Annotated in this window: 27 protein-coding genes; 18 read left to right on the forward strand and 9 right to left on the reverse strand. The window is 61.2% G+C overall.

Going from position 1 to position 22,622, the window contains the following annotated elements:
* Positions 1 to 60: 60 nt before the first annotated feature.
* Complete coding sequence (locus IYY11_RS03915) at positions 61 to 258, reverse strand: CsbD family protein (RefSeq protein WP_196402806.1); 198 nt, start codon at positions 256 to 258, stop codon at positions 61 to 63.
* A gap of 376 nt (positions 259 to 634) precedes the next feature.
* Positions 635 to 1,108, reverse strand: a complete 474-nt coding sequence (locus IYY11_RS03920; RefSeq protein ID WP_196402807.1) for a J domain-containing protein — start codon at positions 1,106 to 1,108, stop codon at positions 635 to 637.
* 231 nt (positions 1,109 to 1,339) lie between these two features.
* Between IYY11_RS03920 and IYY11_RS03925 the strand changes: the two genes are divergently transcribed.
* From IYY11_RS03925 to IYY11_RS03935, 3 genes are all read left to right on the forward strand, one after another.
* Positions 1,340 to 1,810, forward strand: a complete 471-nt coding sequence (locus IYY11_RS03925) for an SRPBCC family protein (RefSeq protein ID WP_196402808.1) — start codon at positions 1,340 to 1,342, stop codon at positions 1,808 to 1,810.
* A 57-nt stretch (positions 1,811 to 1,867) separates the two neighbouring features.
* The gene (locus IYY11_RS03930; protein ID WP_196402809.1) at positions 1,868 to 2,971 is read left to right on the forward strand and encodes an aminotransferase class III-fold pyridoxal phosphate-dependent enzyme; all 1,104 of its coding nucleotides are present in this window, start codon (positions 1,868 to 1,870) and stop codon (positions 2,969 to 2,971) included.
* Between the two features lie 97 nt (positions 2,972 to 3,068).
* On the forward strand, positions 3,069 to 3,722 hold the full coding sequence (locus tag IYY11_RS03935; protein WP_196402810.1) for a hypothetical protein: 654 nt from the start codon (positions 3,069 to 3,071) through the stop codon (positions 3,720 to 3,722).
* Between the two features lie 99 nt (positions 3,723 to 3,821).
* Here IYY11_RS03935 and IYY11_RS03940 read toward each other — a convergent pair whose 3' ends face one another.
* From IYY11_RS03940 to mtnC, 3 genes are all read right to left on the reverse strand, one after another.
* Positions 3,822 to 4,076 (reverse strand): hypothetical protein, encoded by a 255-nt coding sequence (locus IYY11_RS03940; RefSeq protein WP_196402811.1) that lies wholly within the window; start codon positions 4,074 to 4,076, stop codon positions 3,822 to 3,824.
* A gap of 121 nt (positions 4,077 to 4,197) precedes the next feature.
* Positions 4,198 to 4,527 (reverse strand): 2Fe-2S iron-sulfur cluster-binding protein, encoded by a 330-nt coding sequence (locus IYY11_RS03945; RefSeq protein WP_196402812.1) that lies wholly within the window; start codon positions 4,525 to 4,527, stop codon positions 4,198 to 4,200.
* A 63-nt stretch (positions 4,528 to 4,590) separates the two neighbouring features.
* Positions 4,591 to 5,277 (reverse strand): acireductone synthase, encoded by a 687-nt coding sequence (gene mtnC / locus IYY11_RS03950; RefSeq protein ID WP_196402813.1) that lies wholly within the window; start codon positions 5,275 to 5,277, stop codon positions 4,591 to 4,593.
* A gap of 228 nt (positions 5,278 to 5,505) precedes the next feature.
* On the opposite strand from mtnC, the gene IYY11_RS03955 reads away from it, so the two are divergent.
* Complete coding sequence (locus IYY11_RS03955) at positions 5,506 to 6,132, forward strand: bifunctional 2-polyprenyl-6-hydroxyphenol methylase/3-demethylubiquinol 3-O-methyltransferase UbiG (protein ID WP_196402814.1); 627 nt, start codon at positions 5,506 to 5,508, stop codon at positions 6,130 to 6,132.
* A 24-nt stretch (positions 6,133 to 6,156) separates the two neighbouring features.
* On the opposite strand, the gene IYY11_RS03960 is transcribed toward IYY11_RS03955, so the two are convergent.
* The 3 genes from IYY11_RS03960 to IYY11_RS23210 all read right to left on the reverse strand — a co-directional run bounded on the left by IYY11_RS03960 (position 6,157) and on the right by IYY11_RS23210 (position 8,998).
* Positions 6,157 to 8,184, reverse strand: a complete 2,028-nt coding sequence (locus IYY11_RS03960; RefSeq protein WP_196402815.1) for a thioredoxin domain-containing protein — start codon at positions 8,182 to 8,184, stop codon at positions 6,157 to 6,159.
* A 208-nt stretch (positions 8,185 to 8,392) separates the two neighbouring features.
* Complete coding sequence (locus IYY11_RS03965; RefSeq protein ID WP_196402816.1) at positions 8,393 to 8,695, reverse strand: hypothetical protein; 303 nt, start codon at positions 8,693 to 8,695, stop codon at positions 8,393 to 8,395.
* A 177-nt stretch (positions 8,696 to 8,872) separates the two neighbouring features.
* Positions 8,873 to 8,998, reverse strand: coding sequence for a hypothetical protein (locus IYY11_RS23210; protein WP_281431671.1), 126 nt, complete (start codon positions 8,996 to 8,998; stop codon positions 8,873 to 8,875).
* 29 nt (positions 8,999 to 9,027) lie between these two features.
* Here IYY11_RS23210 and IYY11_RS03970 point away from each other — a divergent pair, with 29 nt between their 5' ends.
* From IYY11_RS03970 to IYY11_RS04025, 12 genes are all read left to right on the forward strand, one after another.
* Positions 9,028 to 9,507 (forward strand): M48 family metallopeptidase, encoded by a 480-nt coding sequence (locus IYY11_RS03970; RefSeq protein ID WP_196402817.1) that lies wholly within the window; start codon positions 9,028 to 9,030, stop codon positions 9,505 to 9,507.
* 250 nt (positions 9,508 to 9,757) lie between these two features.
* Positions 9,758 to 11,542, forward strand: a complete 1,785-nt coding sequence (gene nifA, locus IYY11_RS03975; protein WP_246719607.1) for a nif-specific transcriptional activator NifA — start codon at positions 9,758 to 9,760, stop codon at positions 11,540 to 11,542.
* Between the two features lie 264 nt (positions 11,543 to 11,806).
* Positions 11,807 to 12,001, forward strand: coding sequence for a 4Fe-4S binding protein (locus IYY11_RS03980; RefSeq protein WP_123174894.1), 195 nt, complete (start codon positions 11,807 to 11,809; stop codon positions 11,999 to 12,001).
* Between the two features lie 35 nt (positions 12,002 to 12,036).
* Entirely contained in the window at positions 12,037 to 12,783 is a 747-nt protein-coding gene (locus IYY11_RS03985) for a 4Fe4S-binding leucine-rich repeat protein (protein WP_196402818.1), read from the forward strand.
* Between the two features lie 12 nt (positions 12,784 to 12,795).
* The gene (gene sufB / locus IYY11_RS03990) at positions 12,796 to 14,283 is read left to right on the forward strand and encodes a Fe-S cluster assembly protein SufB (protein ID WP_196402819.1); all 1,488 of its coding nucleotides are present in this window, start codon (positions 12,796 to 12,798) and stop codon (positions 14,281 to 14,283) included.
* A 26-nt stretch (positions 14,284 to 14,309) separates the two neighbouring features.
* Positions 14,310 to 15,068, forward strand: a complete 759-nt coding sequence (gene sufC / locus IYY11_RS03995; protein WP_018406747.1) for a Fe-S cluster assembly ATPase SufC — start codon at positions 14,310 to 14,312, stop codon at positions 15,066 to 15,068.
* 3 nt (positions 15,069 to 15,071) lie between these two features.
* The gene (gene sufD / locus IYY11_RS04000; RefSeq protein ID WP_196402820.1) at positions 15,072 to 16,397 is read left to right on the forward strand and encodes a Fe-S cluster assembly protein SufD; all 1,326 of its coding nucleotides are present in this window, start codon (positions 15,072 to 15,074) and stop codon (positions 16,395 to 16,397) included.
* Between the two features lie 471 nt (positions 16,398 to 16,868).
* Positions 16,869 to 18,380: a nitrogenase cofactor biosynthesis protein NifB gene (nifB, locus tag IYY11_RS04005; protein ID WP_196402834.1), complete on the forward strand. Its 1,512-nt coding sequence runs from the start codon at positions 16,869 to 16,871 to the stop codon at positions 18,378 to 18,380.
* A gap of 34 nt (positions 18,381 to 18,414) precedes the next feature.
* Positions 18,415 to 18,639, forward strand: coding sequence for a 4Fe-4S binding protein (locus tag IYY11_RS04010; protein WP_018406750.1), 225 nt, complete (start codon positions 18,415 to 18,417; stop codon positions 18,637 to 18,639).
* Between the two features lie 10 nt (positions 18,640 to 18,649).
* Positions 18,650 to 18,988, forward strand: coding sequence for a HesB/IscA family protein (locus IYY11_RS04015; protein WP_196402821.1), 339 nt, complete (start codon positions 18,650 to 18,652; stop codon positions 18,986 to 18,988).
* A gap of 11 nt (positions 18,989 to 18,999) precedes the next feature.
* Complete coding sequence (locus tag IYY11_RS04020; protein WP_196402822.1) at positions 19,000 to 19,533, forward strand: tetratricopeptide repeat protein; 534 nt, start codon at positions 19,000 to 19,002, stop codon at positions 19,531 to 19,533.
* Entirely contained in the window at positions 19,523 to 20,278 is a 756-nt protein-coding gene (locus IYY11_RS04025; RefSeq protein ID WP_196402823.1) for a 4Fe4S-binding leucine-rich repeat protein, read from the forward strand. The genes IYY11_RS04020 and IYY11_RS04025 overlap by 11 nt, the downstream gene beginning before the upstream one ends.
* 66 nt (positions 20,279 to 20,344) lie before the next feature.
* Here IYY11_RS04025 and IYY11_RS04030 read toward each other — a convergent pair whose 3' ends face one another.
* On the reverse strand, positions 20,345 to 21,181 hold the full coding sequence (locus IYY11_RS04030; protein WP_196402824.1) for a YgfZ/GcvT domain-containing protein: 837 nt from the start codon (positions 21,179 to 21,181) through the stop codon (positions 20,345 to 20,347).
* 149 nt (positions 21,182 to 21,330) lie between these two features.
* Here IYY11_RS04030 and IYY11_RS23215 point away from each other — a divergent pair, with 149 nt between their 5' ends.
* On the forward strand, positions 21,331 to 21,459 hold the full coding sequence (locus IYY11_RS23215) for a hypothetical protein (protein ID WP_281431672.1): 129 nt from the start codon (positions 21,331 to 21,333) through the stop codon (positions 21,457 to 21,459).
* Positions 21,460 to 21,690: 231 nt separating this feature from the next.
* Positions 21,691 to 22,578: a nitrogenase iron protein gene (nifH, locus tag IYY11_RS04035; RefSeq protein ID WP_196402825.1), complete on the forward strand. Its 888-nt coding sequence runs from the start codon at positions 21,691 to 21,693 to the stop codon at positions 22,576 to 22,578.
* Positions 22,579 to 22,622: the final 44 nt, after the last annotated feature.

The following is a 22,622-nucleotide window of genomic DNA, read 5'->3' on the forward strand; positions in this document are numbered from 1 at the left end:
TTTCAAAATGAAAACGCCGGCGAGGGCGACTCGCCGGCGTGTCCTAATGACGCTGTGGAGTTAGTGGCGCGCCATCCAGCTGTCCACCTGCTCCTTGGCCTTGTCCTTGGCGACGCCGTAGCGTTCCTGGATCATGCCTTCGAGCTGCTCGCGGTTCCCGTTAACGCGAGCAATATCGTCGTCAGTGAGCTTGCCCCACTGCTCCTTCACGTTGCCGGTAAACTTCTTCCAATTGCCTTCGATCGTGTCCCAGTTCATGAATTCCTCCTGGTGGGGAGGCGGCCGCAATCGCGGCGACGCCGTGGAAAGCCGAGCCCGGGCCTAGCTTTCACAAGCATTAAAACCTTTCGCGGGCGCAGATGTTCCCTGTCGACTTGCGCTCGCGCTCTAAATTAGCAGTCCAGCCCATGTCTGCCGCGATCACTTCTCGCTCGCCCAGCTTGAGAATCCCTGATTTGCGCCGGCGCTATACTGAACGCTCGCGCATGCAGCCGAAATGAACCGGGGAGTCGAAGCCAAACGGCAGCAGTACATCACGAGAGAACTGCAAAGCTCATTTCGCAAAAGCGGCAGCCGTCGCATCCCGATTTCAGATTCGCGGCTGGGTCCTGGCCGAAGTAGGTCGTCAATTATCTCAACCCGTCATCGTGAGGCGCTTGAGCAGCGCGTCGCGCGCCTCGACGATACGACGGTACTGTTCGTCGCTGCCGCCTGCGTCGGGATGCGCGGTCTTGGCCAATAGCCGGAAGGCGGCGTTGATCTCCGACAGATTGAGCAGGCCCTCGAACGCCAGCCCTAAAATTTCGCGATGTTCCTGGTCATCGTCGATATCCGCCCGAAACAATAGCGTCCGGCGCTTTTCTCGCGCCTCGAGACGCAGTTTGAGCTGATCTTCCTGCCATCGCTGGCGCGACATAACGAGACATTCGCCAAAGGCGATCCGCCCCAGCGTTTCGAGTTCGTCAAGGCTGAACGGCCCCACGACGCCATAGGGCGGCGCCAGAGACGCCGTCCTGCCGGTCTCCTCATGCTGGATATCGCCGATCGTCGCCATATCCAATATGCCCATCGAGCCGTTCCAGACGACCCATTCCTCTTTGTCCGTCATACGGAGCGCTCATGCGTGACCCGACCCGCGCTTCGCTTTTTTTTGTACAAGAGCGTTCGCGAGAGCTGAGCCGTGAGCCATGCATGTTCGGAGCCAAAGGGGCGCGCTGCGCATGGAGCCGAGCCGAGAGATCGCGCTTAGAATTGAGACAATCGCGTGATGTCGAACTCCGCGCCGCTTGTGCGCCTGGCTTGAGCCTTGCATGTTAGGCGCTAACGGGAGCAGGACTCGGTGCTTGACGCTACACAGACACGCAGCCTCACGACGGAGAAGGACCTCGAACATCCGATCGAGGCCATTTGGCGCGCGATGACAGATTCCGAATGGCTCGCCGTTTGGTTCTTTCCAAATGACATTGAGCCGGTTGTCGGCCACAAGTTCACGATCTGGAGCCGCCCGATCGAGCGTTGGGACGGCGAGTTCAAGTGCCAGGTTCTCGCTGTGGAGCCCGGCCGTATGTTGCGTTTCAGCTGGTCGGGCGGGGATGACGAGCTGAAGGGTTTTGGCCGATACATCGACACGACAGTGACATGGACGATCTCCCAGCTGCCGGATGGCGGCACGCATTTCGTTTTTATCCAGGACGGAATCGACGCGGCCCCCACGGCCGACGCGGTCTACGACATCATGCTCAAAGGCTCGCAGAGCGTGTTGAACTCTCTCGCCAAAAGACTCCCTGACCTCATCGAACACGGAGCCTGAAACGCCACGCTTGCCCAAGCTCATCGGAGCGGCGACCAATGGCGACCTCAGAGCAACATGTCAGCCACATTCTCAGATTCGACGAGCGCGCCTAACGAGCCCATCCAACCGGCCGTCGGCGACACATGCGTCGCGGGCGCGCCGCTCGACTTTTCCGGCGCATCGCTCTTCTTTCCGGAGAATTTTGCAGGATCAACGCTCGGCACGGATGCGCCAATAGGTTCGCCGCAATCAGCGGTGGAAGCAGCGGCGCTTTCCGATGCTTTATGCGCGAAGATTTCGCCCGTTTCCTTTGGCGACCGCGTGCTTTTGCTTCCCTCCGAGTCCGAGGCTTGGCGTTCCGCCGTCGAAATGGTTCGGCGTTACCATCGCCTCGTCGGTCGCCCCAAGCGCCGCCGGTTCATCGTCTGCGTCGGGCCTGCTGATGCAACGGCGAGCCTTCCGCCTGGCCTTGAGGGCGATGACGAAATCGTCATTCTCCAAACGGACGATCACGCCGCATTGCAGGCGGAAGTCGATGTGAGGACCGCAGGCATTCTGATCGCTCCGGTCAGGACGCACGCTGGTTTTGAGGTCGTCTCAGGGAGCGTGCTCGCCCGACTGCGCGAGACCGCAGACGAGTACGGGCTCATACTCGGTTTCGACGAAAGTTTTTGCGGCCTCGGCCGCTCAGGCATGCTTTGGGCGCACGAATGGACAGGCGTCACACCAGACTTGATGATCGCCTGTCATGCGCCTGTCGACGCCCCGCCGCTGGCTGCGCTCATCGTGACGCAAAGACTGGCGCGAGGGGCGCTCGGCGGCTCGGCGCTCGCTGAGGGGGCCGCGCTTCTGGCCGGGCACGCCCTAATCGACGCTCTGTCGGCGCCAGGCTTTCAGGAACGCGTGCAGAACCGAAGCTGGCGCCTCGAAGATCAGCTGTCGGCGTTGTTTTATCGGCGTCGTTCAGCCTTTAAGGACTTGAGCGGCCTTGGCCTGATGCAGGCGCTAACGCTGGCGGGAGACGCGGAGCCGATGCGCGCGAAGCTCGCCGAGCACGGGCTCCTCACCCGCGCCATGGGGCCGGTCCTTGCTTTATTTCCGCCGCTCACAGTGGATGAAAACGACATCGACGCCGCGATATCCGCCATCGATGTGATTTGCGCGCAGGAAGAACGATGAGCGCGGGAACACAGTCGGCGCCTCTGGGCGTGGTCTCAGCGAAGCGCTTTGCTCGAGCGCGCGCATTCCCTCAAATCGCGGCGGACCGTTCAACATCATGATCGAGATAAATGCGGTTGATCCAAATTTACCATTCATCGGGCGAGACCCTGTTCCCCCCGCACTGCGGCGGTTCATCTGGGACATTCAGTCGATGGTCGAACTCGCCGAAAGCGAGCGGGAGATTTTGCTGATCGGCCGCGATCTCATGGTCCGGCTCTTCACGACCGACGATTGGCTGCCAACGGTCTTCGCCGTCCCAAATCCTGCCGGAGGCCAGCAATTCCAGATTTATCACGACGGGCTGGACCGCTTTTCCGTCGCGAGCACGATTTTGTCGGGCGGGGCCTGCGTGACAATCTCTCAGCCTTCGGTTTGGGAGATCGCGGGCGTGTTGCGCGGCGCAATCAACCGCCAGCGACTCGATGGTTCTCCGACGAACAGCGCGCAGGCCGGCGCGTCCCGTCTATTGCAAGCGAGCGCCGTGGAAGCTGCCCGGTCTTCCGCGAGCGGGGAGGTCTTCGAGCTTCGCAACGCGCTGGATGATCGAACCTCCATTATCATCCATGTTTATGGCGGCGATATCGGCCAGATCAGTCGCCGATCCGGCGCATCAGGCGGAAGCGTCGACGCGCCGCCATTGGGCTACGCCAATTCGGACAACGATCCTCCCTATGATATTTTTTCAATTCAAAGCGAGATCCGAGACTGAGGCCGGAACTCTGAAGGTTTCCGCCATCGGCGCTCTCTAGACGCCGCAACGCACGGTGGCCACGCGCGTCAAATTGAATACTTGCAGAGGGAGCAATTTCTATGAGGGATCGAAATATTCGATCTTTTGGCCTGGGTCTCTGTTCGGGCAGGGGATTTCCTTGAACAGCACTTCGGCGAAGGCCTTCAGGCCCGTGTTCGTGCGCAGGGACAGGCGATTGGGGTCGGACGTCCAGCTTTGATAAGTGACGATCCCACGGGTGATGCTGATCACCGTGTATTTTTCCGAGTTGGCTTCGCCGCCCTTCGTCCGATAGCACTTCCCGGGCAGAACGCTTTCTTCCTTCATTGGCATGGATGCTCACCCTGCATCTTGGCGCTGCGTGCATGGCGAATGAGCAAGTTCCAGACCATGTAGAGGATTCCCGGGATCGTTCGCTGCAACGCCATCGACGTTCGAAACCGTGCGGGGCGCATTAAAAGCTCGTCGCATCCTCCGGGGCGATGCGGATCGCCATTCCGTCAAACGTCTCGTCGAACCTGATTTGGCAGGCGAGACGCGAATTGAGTTTGCGATGGCTGGCTGTTGCAAGCATCCGGTTTTCCGCCGGTCCGGACTCGGCCATTTCAATCCCCTGGGGCAAGGTGAGATAGACATGGCACGTCGCACAGGCGCAGCTGCCGCCGCATTGCGCGACCAGCTCTTCGACGCCGGCGCGCCGGATCAATTTCATCAGCGAGACGCCATTCTTGCCGGTGATTTCCTGTCTGGCGCCGTCTCTGGTTTCAAGAGTGAACGTGGCCATCTTTCTCCATCTGCCCGAGGCCGTCAGCGATATTTTTCCTTTTCGGAGGGAGCGCGGCGCGCGTCACGATCCCAAATTCAGCGACGCGAAATCAAGGCAAACCGCATGGCGGCTGTCTGCAGGACCTTCTCGCGCGATGAGCGTCGTCGCAAGGCCCGCCGATTGGGCGGCGTCCAATTCCTCCTCATCGCCCGAAAGCGCCAGCACCGAACCCGAAGGCAAATCGAGACGCTCACAGATCGCGCGGTAGGAGGCGGGTTCGATTTTCTGACCGATGGACGTGTCGAAGAAATCCTCGAACAGGCTTGTGAGGTCGCCCGAGGCGCTGTGGCTCAGCAAGAGTTGCTGCGCCAATCTCGAATTGGACGAATAAACAAACAGGCGACGGCCCGATGAGGCCCATGATCTCAGCGATTCCGCAACGTCGGGGTAAAGCTCGCCTTTGATTGCGCCCGCCTCAAAACTCTCGCGCCAGATCAGGCCCTGGATCGTCTTCAGCGGGGTCGCTTTGCGGTTCTGCTTCATCCAGCGCAGCAACAGCGCTTCGGCTTCCTCCAGCTTCAAGTCGAATCCGCCAAGGAGACGCCCCGTTTCCTCGAGTGCGTCTTCCACATCCGGGTCCGAGGCATGTTCCGCGATGAAGGCGCCAAGCCGCGCCTGCGCGAGCGGCATGAGAGTCCCGGTCGCGAAAGCCATCGGAACGGCGGCGCCTTCGAGCTCGATCAGGACGGCGCGCACCGGTTCACTCATCGCGGATCCGTTTGGTGTAGAATTGTCGCAGTCGCGGCGCCGGCCGCCTGCGCTTCAGCCGTTCCCAAGGTTTCGGCGTGGCAAGCATCATATGTGCCGTATCCCCGCGTGAGGCGCCGGGGCGACCGTGTCGCTCCCTGCGCCACATCGACGAGGTGCGAACCCAGCGGGGCAAAGCGACGCATGCGCGGCGTCGGCGATGGCGAGACGATTGTTCGGAGGCCCACAATGGCTGCAAGCGCAGACGATTTGAAAGCGGTCACGGGCGGCACGCGCCAACATTACAATCAGCGCGCCGAGGCGTTCTGGGAGGGAACGCGCAGCCACGACGTCACACAAAATATCGCGGCGATGCTCAGCCACATTCGCGGTGAGCCACCTTTCACCTTGCTCGATTTCGGTTGCGGACCGGGACGCGATTTGAGGGCGCTCGCCGAGCTTGGCCATGTCGCGATCGGGCTTGATGGAGCGCCGCGCTTCGTCGAAATGGCGCGCAATCACAGCGGTTGCGAGGTGTGGCTGCAGGATTTTCTCGCGCTCGATTTACCTGAACGCCACTTTGACGGAATCTTCGCCAATGCGTCGCTGTTTCATGTGCCGCGCAGCGAATTGCCACGCGTCCTGCGCGCGCTCCGCGCCGCTTTGAAGCCCGGGGGCGTCCTGTTCAGCTCCATTCCGCATGGCGCGGATCAGGAAGGATGGAGCAATGAACGCTATGGCGTGTTTCACGCCCCCGAAAGCTGGCGCGCGTTCGGGTCGGCGGCGGGCTTCGTCGAAGTCGAGCACTATTACCGGCCCAGCGGCGCGCCACTGGGCGAACAGCCATGGCTGGCGAGCGTATGGCGCCGCGAATAGTGGCGCTGGGAAGCGAGAACTGCGTCACATCTCGCGCAGAGCCGCCGCGAGCGCGTTGGGTTCGACGATCGGCAGCGAGCAAACCATTCCGCGACAAACATAAGCCGTGGCGCGATCGCCGAGCATGGCTTTGCCAAAAGCCGGATGCGCGCGAGGCAGCGCCGCCCCCGGCGTGAGGACATTCAAAACACGGCCGGGCCGACTGACGCCGTAGATCACGCGCTTCAGCGCCGTCGTATCCGCGGCGTCTGTTTCGCCAATCACGACGATCTGCAACGCCTCTCGCAGCATTTCGATGCCGTTCAGCAATGACGAAAATCCAAGAACGCGCTCGCGAATTGTCCCGGCAAAGTCCTTCGCGATCGCCTCGGCGCGTTCGCGGTAGACGCTCTCGCCCGTCAGATAATAGAGCTGCGCCAGCACCTGCAGCATCATGCCATTGCCAGAGGGAAGGGCGGAATCCTCGGCGATTTTCACGCGCGCGATCAGCGTATCAGCGTCGTCGGCGGCATAGAAATAGCCGCCAGTTCGATCGCGATAGTGATGTTCGACATTTTCGACCCAGCGTCGCGCGCGTTCGAGATAGGACGGCGCGCCGGTGGCTTCGTAGAGCGCCAGCGCCGCGCGGCACATTGCGCCATAGTCGTCGAGGACGGCCATATGACGTGCGCGTCCGCATCGCCAGGAATGCAGCAGACGACCATCGTCAGTCGTCATCGCGCTGTTGACGAACTCGAAGGCCTCGATGGCGACGTTGAGCCAGTCTTCGCGTTCAAACACGCACGCCGCCTTCGCGATGGCGGCGATCGTCAATCCATTCCAGTCCGCCAGGACCTTATCGTCGCATCCGGGCCTCACGCGGCGTTCGCGCACCAAGAACAATTCGGCGCGGTCTCGCGCCAGCGCCGCCTCGGTTTCCTCTTCCAGCAGCTCGATCGATCCGAGGCGATTGAGGACGGACTTGCCGTGTTCGAAATTGCCTTCGCGGCTGACGCCATAGGCGCGTTCGAAGACTGGCGCGCGCGCGCCCAGCGCTTCTCCTATTTCGGTTTGGCTCCAACTGTAGAACTTGCCTTCTTCGCCTTCGCTGTCGGCGTCGAGACTGCTGGCGAACCCGCCGCCCGGCGCGTGCATCTCGCGCGTCATCCACGCGATCGTCTCTGTCACGCGCAGGCGATACAGTTCGCGACGTTCGTCTTGCCAGACCTCCGTCAGCAGGTCGATCAGCTGCGCATTGTCGTAGAGCATTTTTTCAAAATGCGGCACGAGCCATCGATCATCGGTCGAGTAGCGTGCGAAGCCGCCGCCCAAATGGTCGTAGACGCCGCCCTGCGAAATATGATCGAGCGTCAAAACGACCGCTTGCCGCAACGGGTCGCGACCCGTCCGCTTCCAGGCCCGCCAGAGAAAGTCGAGGCTGGTCGCCTGCGGGAATTTTGGCGCCGCCCCGAAACCGCCGTCGACGTGGTCGAGCCGTTGCTCCAGCTGCGCGCAAATGCTCTCGACGAGGTCGGGAGAGACCGGCTCTCCGGGAGTCGTTTCGGATAGGCTGGCCAGTCCGGCGCTGAGCTCGGCGACATTATGTTCGATCGCATTGGCGCGGGTGCGCCACAGTTCTGCGATGGTTTTTAGAAGCTCGGCGAAGCCGGGTCTCCCGCCCCGCGCAGTAGGCGGGAAATATGTGCCGCCCCAGAAAGGCTTGCCCTCCGGCGTCAGAAACATCGTCAACGGCCAACCGCCGCGCTGACCCATCATCATCAAAGCTTGTTGATACAGATAGTCGACGTCCGGCCGCTCTTCGCGATCCACCTTCACATTGACAAAAAATTCGTTCATCACCGCCGCGATTTCGGGGTCCTCGAACGATTCATGCGCCATCACATGGCACCAATGACAGGCGGCGTAGCCGGACGAGAGCAATATCGGTTTGCCCGCCTGCTTGGCGAGCGCGAACGTTTCCGCGCTCCAAGCCTGCCAGTGCACCGGGTTGTGCTGGTGCTGCAACAAATAGGGGCTGGTCTCTTGACCGAGCCGGTTGCTCTCGACGCTCATGGAGCCGTCCTCCGCGCGCCGGTCTTATACGGCTGCCGGACGCCAAACGCCATCGATTGCTGGCTGATCTTGCGGATGCATCGCAGGCGAGGGATTTCGGCGAGCGTTGCGAAACGCGCGGCGCGCGCGGGAAAGAAACGTTTTCGGTGAGGGGCGTTCGCGCGGCGCCTGGTTCCGCCGTGATCGGCTCATTGGCGCCGCGCGTTGGTCAATGTGAGGCGGCTTCGTTGCTCGGGAGCACGTCGCGGATGCGCTTGCCTTCCACCCAGACGAAAGCGCCGGCGGCGTCGGCGCAGGCGATGTCCTGTTCGACGATCAGCTTGTCGCAGAGCATGATGCAAATGGCGTCGATCGGCGCGTCTCTGTCGTTTTCCTCGGTCATGCGGTCGATCGAGATTTCACCCATCTCCTCGTCCTCGACCAAATGGATAATAAACACTTCCTCATGGCCGGGAGAGCCATGCGCGTTCACCCGGAAGGTTTCCCCCTTGTAGCGGAATTCGCGTATCATTCCTGGCCCTTTTTTCATTTGCTTGGTTGTGTCCGCGATTGCGCGCCTCGGCTTTCGGGCGACTCCCGCGTGCCCGGCGCGCACGCAAACTGCGTGCCATTTGTGCGTCGTTGACCTTCGTTTTGCGCGAAGAATCGCTGAAACTGCTTTTGAATGAGGCAAGAGGCGCTAAGGAGATTAGAAAAGCGCCACGCCGGCCCCGTCCTCGTCGAGCGTCATCTCCGTCTCCTCCTCAGCCATCTCGATAGCGCGCGCGAAAATCGCGCCATGCGTTTTGCGAATGACGTCCGCGGCGACTCCCATATTGGCTCAGCGATTGCTTTGAGCCGGCCATGAACACTTCGCGCGCCGACGCTGACGTCGTGAACTTCGGCGAACTCGACCCAAAGACCAACGATCTCCTGCAACAGGGCGTCGTCGCCTATCGGACCGACCGCGAGAAGGCCGACCGCCTCTTCAAGCAGGCGTTGGCGCTGACGCCGCAGGAGCTCGCGCCTTATTACTGCCTCTACAAAATCCACACCTACATGGGCAGTCTCGACTACGCCGCCGACGTCGCCGCGCTAGGCATGAAGGAGGCCACGCGTCAGGCGGGTTGGCCAAGCGATCCTACGGCTTGGCCGGCGAAGGCCGAGGCGCATGACGGGCCGGCGCGCTTCGCCCTCTATACGCTGAAGGCGCTAAGCTTCATCGAATTGAAGCGCGGTCGCAGCGACACCGCAAAGGAATATCTCGATATCCTCTCCCGCGCCGATCCGCAGGGCAGCGTCGGCTGGAAGGTGATCGAGGAATTGGCGCAGGGCAGCGTGTGATCGATGCACATGACTCCGCCATGTCGTAACATCAACAAAACGTCGCGCGAATGTCACGCTTCGGCCGTCGACGCGGCGCCATTGTCGCAAAGCCGACATTGTGCGCTGCGCTTGGGCGACACGGCGCTGCTTTGCGTGGTTCTTGCATAAAACAAACTATGAACCGCGTGAGACGATCGAAACCGATCCTCGCATGTGCGAACGGCGACCACGGCTTCGGGCTGACGGCGGCTGTTCGAGGAAGGCGGCCATGGACGACGTAGCCACTTCACGCTCTATGCTCACGGAAGGCATGGCGGCAAAGCCGCCGCGGGCGAGACCTCCGTCCGCCGATACGGCGCTGCTCGGCATCTATGAAATCTCAAAAATCCTGACCGCGCCGGCCCGCCTCGAGCAGACGCTGGGCAATGTCGTCGCCGTGCTCAGCTCCTTCCTCGACATGAAATTGGGGATGATCACGATCCTCGATCAGCATGGCAATCCGGAGATCGTCGCGACCTCGGGTTGGACCAGCCGCGACGGCAGCAAGCCGATCGACACGCTGCCCGCCAAGGTGATCGATCGGCTTGTCGCCACCGCCATGCCTGTCATTGTCGAGGACGTGTCCCGCGACCCCTTGTTCGCGACCGCCGCGGAGACGATCACCAGGGCGGTGGGCGCGAAAGTCTCCTTCCTCGCCGTTGCGATCAAGAGCGATAGCCGCGTCGTCGGGACGTTGTCGATCAATCGAACGTCAGAAGATTGGATCTCCTACGCTTTCGACGCCGATCTGCGTTTATTGACGATGATCGCCAATCTGATTGGCCAGACGGTGAAGCTGCACCGCATGTTTTCGGCCGACCGGCAGCGGCTGCTGAACGAATGCAGCACGCTGGAGAAGGCGCTGGTCTCCTGCCTGCCGAAGGAGATTCGTGGAGAGCGGCCGGACGTCGCCGGCATCATCGGCGAGAGCCCGGCGATCATGGAAGTGCTCGACACCATCGCCATCGTCGCGAAGTCCAATTCGACCGTGCTGCTGCGCGGCGAGAGCGGCACAGGCAAGGAGCTTTTTGCACGCGCGGTGCACGACCTATCGCGCCGCAGCGCCAAGCCCTTCGTCAAGCTGAACTGCGCCGCGCTGCCGGAAAGCGTTCTTGAATCGGAGTTGTTCGGTCATGAACGCGGCGCTTTCACGGGCGCTGTCGCGCAGCGTGCGGGTCGCTTCGAATTGGCCAACGGCGGCACGCTGCTGCTCGACGAAATCGGCGAAATATCGCCCGCCTTCCAGGCGAAGCTGCTGCGCGTGCTGCAGGAAGGCGAATTCGAGCGGGTTGGCGGGTCCAAGACCTTGAAAGTCAACGTCCGATTCGTTTTCGCGACCAACAAAAATCTCGAAGAGGCCGTTGAGAAGGGCGAGTTCCGCGCCGACCTCTATTACCGCATCAGCGTCGTGCCGGTGTTCCTGCCGCCGCTGCGCGAGCGACCCGGCGACGTTTCGCTGCTGGCGCAGAATTTCATCGAGACGTTCAACAGCGAAAACGATCAAAAGCACGAACTCTCGGCGAGCGCCATTGAGACGCTGCAACGCTGCTACTTCCCGGGCAACGTGCGCGAACTGGAAAACTGCGTGCGCCGCACGGCGACTTTGGCGCGCGACGAAACCATCGTCGATCACGATTTCGCCTGCGCCTCCGGCAAATGTCTCTCGGCCTTGCTGTGGACCAGCAGCGCCAGCGGCGCCTATCCGCATGCGCATGCCGAACAAGCCGGCATGCGCGCGCCCGCTCCGCCTGAGGAGATCGCGTCGGCGAGCCGCGGCGCAGCTGCGTCGGTTCCGACCTTCGCCAAGGAGACCTCGTCGCGGCTGGGCGCTGGCGGGGAGGAGGAGGGCGACGGGTTTGCGTCCTCCCGCAAGATGATCGACCGCGAGCGCCTTATCGAAGGCATGGAAAGGGCCGCCTGGGTCCAGGCCAAGGCAGCGCGTCTGCTCGGCCTGTCGCTGCGCCAGGTCAATTATGCGCTGAAGAAATACAACATCGAAATAAAGCGCATCTGAGCGAATCCGGCGATTGTCGCATTTAGAACATTTGTTCAAATTCATGCGGGCCGCGCGGGCTGTGTCGATGCAGCCAAAAAGTGGTCCAGCATGCGCGCCTGGAGGCGGGCGGACCAAAACAGATCCAGCAAGCCTGCGGGCTTTCATTCGATCGTCTGCTTTCAATCCGCGGGTTGTCGCAGAAGGCGGACATCCGGATTTGCGAGTGGCATGCGAATTGAAGGGAGGGATTAAACTTGCATTGAATGGATGAGGAATCGCGACATGGCGTACAAAATCATAGCCTCACAATGCACGGTGTGCGGGGCTTGCGAATTCGAATGTCCGAATGCGGCGATCCGCCTCAAGAACGACATGTACATCATCGATCCGAAGAAATGCACTGAGTGCGAGGGGCACTTCGACGCGCCGCAATGTGCGGTCGTCTGCCCTGTCGAGAACACTTGCGTGCCGGCATAGCGCTGAAAGCGCTGCCTAGCGGGACGACGCATCGCATGGATCGCATGGACGCCGTCGACTGGCTTGGAAACTTCCTATCCTGCCGCGATTGTCCGCATGGGGAGATTCGCGAGAAAGGCCTTTGCGATCTCGGCCAGGTTTGCGTGCGCGACCGAAGAGCCCGCCGCATAGACAGGTTCTTCGCCGCGAGTCCGCAAGAATCGACGAAATATCTCGACCATCCCTATTTTGAACTGCGCGTCGGCGCGGTGAAATATGCAAGCGTCTTTCAGTTGCGGGCGCTGATCGACGACGAGGAGCCGGACGTCAGAGCCATGGTGGCGCAACGCCTGCCCTTGCGGTTCGCTGAAAAACTGATCGGCGACCGCGACCGCAAGGTGCGCATGGCCATGGCCCAGCGAGTCGAGGGCGCGGGCCTCGTAAAGCTGCTCTTCGATGAAGACAGCGGCGTGCGCCTGATCGCCGCGCGTCGCGCGCCGCCTGATATTCTCGCCGGCGCGAAGAACGATGACGACCCGCAGGTGCGATGCGAAGCGGCGCGCCGCATCGCCCTCGACAGGCTCCCGGCGATGGCGCGCGATCCAGAACCCCGCGTGCGCATGATAATTGCAGAGCGGTTGGCGCCGGCGCAATTGGGACTACTCGTCGCCGACGAAGATTTGCGAGTCCGCTTCCTGGTGGCGGAGCGATGTGGGACGGAATTGCTGGCGCGTCTGCGCGACGATCCTGATCCGGAAGTGAGGCGCCTCGCCCAGGCGCGCCTGGACGAAGCGCAACAATGAACGGAGAGCGAAATGGCGGCGGTGCAAGAGACAGTTGAACAGGTTCGCCGTGTCGGCGCTGATCAATATAAATACGGTTTCGTCACCGACATCGAATCCGACCTCGCTCCAAAAGGCCTGTCCGAAGAGATCGTCCGTTTCATTTCTGCAAAGAAGAACGAGCCGGAATGGATGCTCGAATGGCGGCTCGAGGCCTATCGCCGCTGGCTGACGATGACCGAGCCGAAATGGGCGCGCGTTGATTACCCGGCGATCGACTATCAGGATCTCTATTATTACGCCGCGCCGAAATCGAAAGCCGGTCCGAAATCACTCGACGAAGTCGACCCCGAGCTGCTGCGCACATACGAAAAACTCGGCATTCCGCTGCATGAGCGCGAAATTCTCGCCGGCGTCGAACGGCCGGAGGGCGAAGAGCGCCCGCGCGTCGCCGTCGATGCGGTGTTCGACTCGGTCTCCGTCGCGACGACGTTCAAGGAGGAGCTGAAGAAGGTCGGGGTGATCTTCTGCCCAATCTCGGAAGCGCTGCGCGAGCATCCCGAACTGGTGCGCAAATATCTCGGCACCGTGGTGCCGGCCTCAGATAACTATTTCGCGACGCTGAACAGCGCGGTGTTCTCGGACGGCTCTTTCGTCTATATCCCGCCGGGCGTGCGTTGCCCGATGGAATTGTCGACCTATTTCCGGATCAACGAAAAGAACACCGGGCAGTTCGAGCGGACGCTCATCATCGCTGACAAAGGGTCTTATGTCAGCTATCTCGAAGGCTGCACGGCGCCCAAGCGCGACGAGAATCAGTTGCACGCGGCGGTGGTCGAACTCGTAACGCTCGACGCCGCCGAGATCAAATATTCGACCGTGCAGAATTGGTATCCGGGCGACGAGAACGGCAAGGGCGGAATCTATAATTTCGTCACAAAGCGCGGCGACTGCCGCGGCGCCAATTCGAAGATCAGCTGGACTCAGGTCGAGACCGGTTCGGCGATCACCTGGAAATATCCGAGCTGCGTGTTGCGCGGCGATAATTCGCGCGGCGAATTCTATTCGATCGCGATCTCCAACGGTCGTCAGCAGGTCGACTCCGGCACCAAGATGATTCATCTCGGCAAGGGCACGACGAGCCGCATCATCTCGAAGGGCATTTCGGCCGGCCGCTCGTCAAACGCCTATCGGGGCCTCGTCTCGGCGCATCGCAAGGCGGAAGGCGCCCGCAATTTCACGAATTGCGACTCGCTGCTCATCGGCGACGCCTGCAGCGCGCACACGATCCCCTACATCGAAGCGAAGAATCCGTCCTGCGTGTTCGAACACGAGGCGACGACTTCAAAGATCTCGGAGGACGTCTTGTTCTACTGCATGCAGCGTGGGCTATCGCAGGAAGATGCGACCGCTCTGGTGGTCAATGGGTTCGTGCGTGACGTGTTGCAGCAACTGCCGATGGAATTCGCGGTCGAAGCGCAAAAGCTGATCTCGGTCAGTCTCGAAGGCAGCGTCGGCTGACGCCTCTATAGAGTGGGAGTGGTGGAATGACGGCGCTACTGGAAATTCGCGACCTTAAGGCCGAGATTGCCGGCAAGCAGATCCTGAATGGCTATGACCTCACCGTGAAGGCGGGCGAGGTGCATGCGATCATGGGGCCGAACGGCTCGGGCAAATCGACGCTGTCCTATGTGCTCTCCGGCCGGCCCGGCTATAAGATCACCGAGGGACAGGCGCTGCTCGCCGGCGCCGATCTGTCGCAGATGAGCGTCGACGAACGCGCCGCGGCGGGGCTGTTCCTCGCCTTTCAATATCCGCTGGAGGTGCCGGGCGTCGCGACTATGACCTTCTTGCGCGCCGCGCTCAACGCGCAGCGCAAGAAGCGCGGCGAGGAGGAAATGTCTTCGCCCGATCTGATCAAGCGCGTCAAGGAGCTCGCCAAGATCCTCGACATGGACATGGAGATGCTGCGGCGTCCGGTGAATGTCGGTTTCTCGGGCGGAGAGAAGAAGCGCGCCGAGACGCTGCAGATGATGCTGCTTGAACCCAAGCTGTGCATCCTCGACGAGACCGACTCGGGACTCGACATCGACGCGCTGAAAGTCGTCTCCAACGGCGTCAATCAGTTGCGCTCGAAGGATCGCGGCATCGTCGTGATCACCCACTATCAGCGGCTGCTCGATTACATCACGCCGGACGTCGTTCATGTGCAATCGGCTGGCCGCATCGTGCGGACCGGCGGGAAGGAGCTTGCTCTGGAGCTCGAGGAAACGGGCTACGCGCGCTACCAGAGCGAGGCGGCGTAAGTCATGGGCAACGCACCGACCACTCCCGCTCGCAAACTCACCGACGCCGAGGCCCGGCTGGCGGAAATCTTCGCTATGCAGCAAAGCGCCGGCGCGCCGCAACTTGCGAAGCTGCGCACCGCCGCCTTCGACGCCTTTGCCAAGACCGGCCTGCCCAACCGCCGCGACGAGGCATGGAAATACACGGATTTGCGCGCCCTACTGCGCGACGTGAAGCCCCTGGCCGAGCCGCCGGAAGATAGCGCGAAGCAAAGCGCGCGGAGTGCGGCGGTTCTTGAGGGCGTCACGTCACGTCGCGTCGTCTTCGTCGGTGGCTATTTTGTTCCTGAGCTTTCCGATCTCGCCGATCTGGAAGCAGGGCTGAGTGTGGTATCGCTGTCGGAGGCGTTAGCCAAGGGCGACGCCGCGGCGATGACGCAGATTGGGAATGTGGGAGAGGTCGACGATCCGGCCTTCGCGCTCAACACCGCCTTCATGGGCGAAGGCGTCGTCATTCGCGTTGGCGCAGGCGTATGCGTGGACAGACCGATACAATTGGTTTTCGTGGCGGGCGCGCAGCCGGCGACCTATTTCCTGCGCTCGCTGGTCGTCGTTGAAAAAGGCGCGCGGGCGACTCTGATCGAGAGCTTCGAGGGCGAAACGACGCAGGAATACCATGTGAACGCCGCGACCGAAATTGTGCTGGAAGAGGGCGCGTCCCTCGAGCGACTCAAGATCAGTCGCGAAGGCGCCGCGGCGATGCATGTCTCGACCTTCGTCGCCTCGCTCGCCGCCGATGCCCAGCTGAGTGATTTCGGATTCAATCTCGGCGGCGCCGTGTTGCGCAACCAGTCCTTCATCAACATCAATGGGCAGGGAGCCCATGCCGGCCTGCGCGGGGCCAACATATTGAAGGGCAAGGAGCACGCCGACGCGACCTTGTTCCTCGATCATGCGGCGGAACGTTCGGAAAGCAAGGCGCTGTTCAAATCCGTGCTGGACGACTCGTCGCAGGCGGTGTTTCAGGGGAAGATCCTGGTTCGGCCCGGAGCGCAAAAGACCGACGCGCGCATGATGGCCCGCACGCTGTTGTTGTCCGAAGGCGCGCAGGCCAACTGTAAGCCGGAGCTGGAAATCTTTGCTGACGACGTGCAATGCGCGCATGGTTCGACCGTCGGCGCTTTGGACGAGAACTTGATTTTCTACCTGATGGCGCGCGGGATTCCCCAGGTGGAAGCCCAATCGCTGCTGACGGAAGCCTTCGTCGGGGAAGTGATCGACGCCGTGGCGAATCGCAGCGTTCGAGACGCTCTATCGGCGCTCGTTTCCGAGCGGCTGAGAACGCGATAAAGATCCCACAACCTGTGAGCGACGCATCAATGACGTCGCTCGATTGCGTCGTGACGTTCCGCTTTGGACGTAAAAATCCACGGTAGCCACTCTTCTATCTGGATAATGCGGCGTCGCCGAAAATGCTGCGACACGGATAACGCGCCAGATGCTCGTCAGAGCGGATGAGCCGCCCAGCGTCGCCGAACCGGTCGACGATGTTGAATCTGTAACAAGTGTCGCCACACAGAATGTAGGGACGTGTTTGAATATTTACATTGTTTTGTCGCGTTAAGTCTCGGAAATAACAGGATATTTTATAGATGAGGCGCTGGCATGGTTGTTGCGATCCCTTCGACAAACTGATGCAACGGTCCGTCTCAGCCGAGAGTCGGCGCAGGCGACTTTGCAGCGACAGAAGGAAGCAAAGCCATGACGTCTCTGGATGTTGGAACGGCGGAGGCAGCTGAAGGGGTGAACGCGGCGGTCGCCATGGGCGACGCGATGCAGAAGATCGCCGAGCACAAGGGGTGCGGCACGTCGGGCGGCAGCGGCAAGGCGAGCTGCGGTTCGGGCGCCGGAGAGGGCGATCTGCCGACCGAGATTTGGGAGAAGGTCAAGAACCATCCCTGCTACAGCGAAGAGGCGCACCACCATTATGCGCGCATGCATGTCGCCGTCGCGCCCGCTTGCAACATCCAATGCAACTATTGCAACCGCAAATATGATTGCGCCAATGAATCGCGCCCCGGCGTCGTCAGCGAGAAGCTGACCCCGGAGCAGGCCGCGAAGAAAGTTTTGGCCGTCGCCTCCACCATTCCGCAAATGACGGTTCTGGGCATCGCCGGCCCGGGCGATCCGCTCGCCAATCCGGAAAAAACCTTCAAGACATTCGATCTGATCTCGCGCACCGCGCCGGATATCAAGCTCTGTCTGTCGACCAATGGCCTCGCGCTGCCGGATCACGTCGACACGATCGCCGGCTACAACGTCGATCACGTCACGATCACCATCAACATGGTCGATCCGGAAGTCGGCGCGAAGATCTATCCTTGGGTGTTCTGGAAGCATAAGCGCTACACCGGCGTCGAAGCGGCGAAGCTCCTCACCGACCGCCAGCTTCAGGGTTTGGAAATGCTCACCGAGCGCGGGATTCTGTGCAAGGTGAATTCGGTGATGATCCCCGGGGTCAACGACAAGCACCTCGTCGAAGTGAACAAGGCCGTCAAATCTCGCGGCGCGTTCCTGCACAATATCATGCCGCTGATTTCGGCTCCGGAGCACGGCACGGTGTTCGGCCTCAATGGTCAGCGCGGCCCGTCGGCGCAAGAGCTGAAGGCGCTGCAGGACAGCTGTGAAGGCGAGATGAATATGATGCGCCACTGTCGCCAGTGCCGCGCCGACGCGGTCGGCCTGCTCGGCGAAGATCGCAGCGCTGAGTTCACCACCGAAAAGATCATGGCGATGGAGGTCGACTACGATCTTGAGTCCCGCAAGGCCTATCAGGAGAAGGTCGAAGAAGAGCGTGTCGCCAAGGTGGCCGCCAAACAGGAAGAGCTGGCGACGCTGGCCGGCGCGGCGAGCGACATCAAGTTGCTGATCGCGGTGGCGACGAAGGGTTCGGGCCTCATCAACGAACATTTCGGCCACGCCAAAGAGTTCCAGGTCTACGAACTCTCGACCTCGGGCGCGAAATTCGTCGGACATCGCCGCGTCGATCTCTACTGCCAGGGCGGATATGGCGACGAGGACAGTCTGGAGACGGTTATCCGCGCCATCAACGACTGCCATGCTGTGTTCGTCGCGAAGATCGGCGGTTGCCCGAAGAACGACCTGATCAAGGCCGGGATCGAGCCCGTCGATCAATTCGCCCATGAGTTCATCGAGAAGTCGGCGATCGCCTGGTTCAAGGCCTATCTCGACAAGGTGAACAGCGGCGAAATCGAACATCAGGAGCGCGGCGACGCCGAAATCCGACAGGGCGCGCTCATCAACGCGGCTTGAGACATGCGTCAAGGAACCAGCTAGGGAGCAAAGCATGACGCTTAAGATCATCTCCTCGCAGTGCACGAGCTGTTCGGCCTGCGAGCCGGAATGCCCGAATGTGGCGATCACCGAGAAGAACGGCACATTCGTCATCGATCCGAAGAAATGCACGGAGTGCATCGGCCATTTCGACGCGCCGCAGTGCGCGGCGGTCTGCCCGGTCGACAATACTTGCGTGATCGACAACGCCTATCCCCGTTACCAAGCACCGGCTTGAGGAGCCCGCAATGAAATTTACGCTTACGCCCGCCGCACAAAAATTCATCCGGCGAATGATTCAGTTCAGCGCCAATCCAGGCGGCGGTTTTCGCCTGATGGTGTCGCCGGGTGGGTGCTCGGGCCTCAGTGCGCTGTTCGACGTCGAAGTCGCGCCGCGCGCCGGCGATCAGGAATTCGTCGTCGAAGGCGTGAAGTTCTTTCTGCCGGCCGAAAGCCGCCTGCTGCTCGATGGCGTCACGATTGATTTCGCCGATTCCTCTTCAAGCGGGGGGCTCGTTTTTCACGATCCGAAGAATACGGGATCGTGCAAGAGCACCGGCGGGCCCGTCGCGGAGCATGTGCATTAAAGGCGCGCGTCATGGTGAATGGCGAGCAGACCTCTCTGAGCCCCGACGAGAAGCAACTTCTCGCCGGGGCGCTGCTTGGCGAGGGCCTGCCGCTGGAGGCCGAAGAATTTCTCCATCTCGCCAGCGAAACCTACGCCGACTCTGAAACGGCGGAGCGTTACTTACGCCAAGCCCAGCAATGGGCCCCGGATCATGCCGCGGTGCTGATCGGCTTCTATCGCTTCTACTTTTACAAAGGCCGATTGCGCGAAGCACTGGAGATCGCCAATCGCTGTCTTGAAAAAGCGGCGCGCGAAAACAACATGCCGCGGGATTGGCGACGCGCCTCGGCGCAGGACGCGGTTTTTGATCGCTACGACGAAATTCTGCCGCGCTTCTTTCTGTTTACGTTGAAGGGCTACGCCTATCTGCAGATGCGCCTCGGCGCGTTCGAAGAAAGCCGGATCGCCATCGCAAAACTTCTCGAGCTCGACCCAACGGACAAGATCGGCGCCAAGGTTCTTCTCGGCGTTCTCGACAGAATCGGCCTCGACGATGACGCGTGAAATCGACGAAGCGCGCGACTGGCGCGGGTTGGATATCGATTGTGCGAACTGCGCGCATCGAGACCTGCTGGCCGCCGGGCGATGCGAATTGCGCAAAGCCTGCGTGCACGACCGATATGCGCGGCGCATCGATCGCTTCTTCAATTGGAATCCCGAGTTCGCCGACGGCTATCTCGCGCATCCGCATTTCGAAGTGCGCGCCATCGCGGCGAAATTCGCCAATCCGTTTCTCTTGCCGCGCTTATTGTCGGATCCCGATGAAACCGTGCGCTGGGAAGCCGTGCGGCGATTGCCTGCGCGCTATCAATGCGAATTGCGCAACGATCCGCATCGCGAGGTGCGCATCCGCGTCGCCACTCTGCTCGATGATCCAGACCTTCTGCCGATGATGCAGGATGAGGATTATTACGTGCGGATCGTCATCGCGCGAAAGGTCGCGCCGGCGCTGCTGGTGATGATGTTCGATGACCCGGAAGTGGAAGTTCGGCGTATTGTCGCGCAACGGATCGACGCTCAGTGGCTCGGGCGAGTGTGTCGAGATTCGAACGCCGATGTGCGCCTTGAAGCGGCGCAAAGGCTGACGCCGGAACAATTGTTGGATTTGAGAGATGACGCCGACTGGCGCGTCCGCCATTACGTCGCGACCAGACTGAACGTGGAAGAAATCGGACATTTGATCAACGACAGCGATCCGCTCGTCGCGGAAGCGGCCCGCGAGCGTCTCGCGGGCGAGGCTTTGAAGTGATGACGGCCTGCCGACGAGGTCACGCCATTGGCGCCGCCGCGTCGCCGCGTCAGTTTTAAGCCGGCTTCAACTCGCTGCCCGCTCCACGACGAATTCCAAGGACACGCCGCCAGCGGTCAGGACCGTTCCGGCCGTCATAGCGTCGGCAAGCCTGTCCAGGCGGATCAACGCGAGGCCCCGATCGCCGCTGTGTGAGCCCGCCACGCCGATTTCGATCTCGCCCGCCATGACTTTTGTTCCGGGCGGCGGAGCTTCGCCCGCCACGTGGTAAGGCGTCACGCGCTTGCGCGCGAGGTTGCGATGCTTCGTGCGCGAGACCACTTCCTGGCCGATATAGCATCCCTTGGTGAAATCAACGCCGGCGAGCAGGTCCATGTTCGCTTCGTGGGGAAATGTGGCGCCATAGGCGAAATCAATCCCGCCTTGCGGAACGCCGGCGGCGATCCGCGCCGCTTCATAGTCTTCGTGAGCGTCTTCCGCCGTCGCGCCACGCGCCGCGATCAGGCGCCAGCCGAGCGTCTCGGCGCGCGGGTCGCGCGCCATCGCCAGTGCGGGAATTTCCGGTTGCGCCTCGCCGAGAACGCAGAAGGCTGCGAGTTCGTCGCTTTTCGATGTGACGCTCACCGCCGCGCGCAATTTGTACATGCCGAGACGGCGCAGGAGATCCGGCTCCAAGCTGCTCGGGCAATCAAGCAAATAGCGGCGCGTCTCGCCGTCGCCTTCCACAAAGACAAGGAAGTCGACCAATATTTTACCCTGCGGCGCCAGCAGCGCGCAAAAGCGGGCTTCGCCCGGGGCGAGCTTGGCGATGTCGTTGGTGACGAGATTATGCAAAAATTTCGTCGCGTCGGGTCCGGCAACTTCGACAATGCCGCGATCCTGCAGGCTGATGATTGCTGACATTGTGTCTTATGCTCCAACCGCGTCTGTAAGCCGCCGCGGTTTGTCGTAAGCGCGCGACTCGCCGGATCGATTCTGGAAGCAACGATCCTGCCATGGCTTCAAACCCCAAACCGGAAAGCGCGCGCGGCGCAACACGCACGGGGTTCGCCATGGCGGCCGCGTCTTCCAGGGAAGCGACCTATCAAAACCTCCCGCGCGCGGCGAAAAAGCGCGCAAAAACGTTCGACCGCGTCGGCAATAACTTTGTCGCCCACATCACATGGTTGTTAGCTTTTTGACATCGAACAACCCGCCGTCGCTCATTTGTAAATGATTGATTCCAAGCCGTGTTCATTCGGCGACCGCACTCGGCAAGTGCTGGCATGGACATTGCGAAAGAGGGACCGGCTCGACAGAATCGAGGGCCGTCGAAGAGAACCTCTTACTGGGAGTCCTTCTCTAACTCGGCAGCGAAGCAAGGCGCCGCGAGAGAGCTGCGGCAATGAGTAGGGGCCCAAGAGGAGATAGACATGTCGTCACTACGGCAAATCGCATTTTATGGCAAAGGGGGCATCGGCAAGTCGACGACGTCCCAGAACACGCTCGCCGCTCTGGCCGAGCTGGGTCATCGCATTTTGATCGTCGGCTGCGATCCGAAGGCGGACTCGACGCGCCTCATCCTGCACGCCAAGGCGCAGGACACCATCCTGAGCCTCGCCGCCAATGCAGGCAGCGTCGAGGATCTGGAAATCGAAGAAGTGATGAAGGTCGGCTATCTCAACATTCGTTGCGTTGAGTCGGGCGGACCGGAGCCTGGAGTTGGCTGCGCGGGCCGCGGCGTCATCACCTCGATCAACTTCCTCGAGGAAAACGGCGCTTACGAAGACATCGACTATGTGTCCTACGATGTTCTCGGCGACGTGGTCTGCGGCGGTTTCGCCATGCCGATCCGTGAGAACAAGGCGCAGGAAATCTACATCGTCATGTCCGGCGAGATGATGGCCATGTATGCCGGCAACAACATCTCCAAGGGCATTTTGAAATACGCCAATTCCGGCGGCGTGCGCCTGGGCGGTCTGGTCTGCAACGAGCGTCAGACCGACAAGGAGCTCGAGCTTGCGGAAGCTCTGGCGAAGAAGCTCGGCACGACGCTGATCTACTTCGTGCCGCGCGACAATATCGTGCAGCACGCCGAGCTGCGCCGCATGACGGTGCTGGAATATGCGCCGGAGTCCGAGCAGGCGAATCATTACCGCAATCTCGCGGTGAAGATCCACGCCAACCAGGGCAAGGGCATCATTCCGACGCCGATCACGATGGACGAGCTCGAAGACATGCTGATGGAGCACGGCATCATGAAGGCGGTCGATGAGAGCCAGATCGGCAAGACCGCGTCCGAACTCCAGGCGATCGCCTAACCCGTCAACGCATGAGCGTCGACCTCCCGCACGCGGGAGGTCGA

The organism is Methylocystis sp. H62, from assembly GCF_015709515.1.
Classification (GTDB): Bacteria; Pseudomonadota; Alphaproteobacteria; order Rhizobiales; family Beijerinckiaceae; genus Methylocystis.